Raw genomic sequence first — 241 nt, 5'->3', positions numbered from 1 at the left:
GGTCTTGATCGTTCAGGTCAAGATATCACAGCGTTTTTACAAAATGGTGTATATGCTGAAGCGGTTTATACCTATATTGATGGCGATGTCACTGGCAAAGATTCGTCAGGTAAAGAGATTGATGATATTGCTGAGTCTTATGACTTCTTTCGTTATGGCGTAAAGGCAGACATTAATGATACTTTTAGTGTCGGTATATTATATGACGAGCCATTTGGTGCTGCTGCCAAATATGAAGGTG

1 pseudogene is annotated in these 241 nt (G+C 39.4%); it reads left to right on the top strand.

Features of this window, described 5'->3' with window-relative positions:
• Positions 1 to 241 (top strand): annotated as a pseudogene (locus tag AAEY75_RS16840) (hypothetical protein); the annotation flags it as partial.

The sequence above is a fragment of the Psychrobacter sp. TB55-MNA-CIBAN-0194 genome, assembly GCF_040309505.1.
Lineage (GTDB): Bacteria > Pseudomonadota > Gammaproteobacteria > Pseudomonadales > Moraxellaceae > Psychrobacter > Psychrobacter fozii.
Note: the sequence above shows the minus strand (reverse complement) of the source record. Positions and strands in the feature narration are given on the sequence as shown.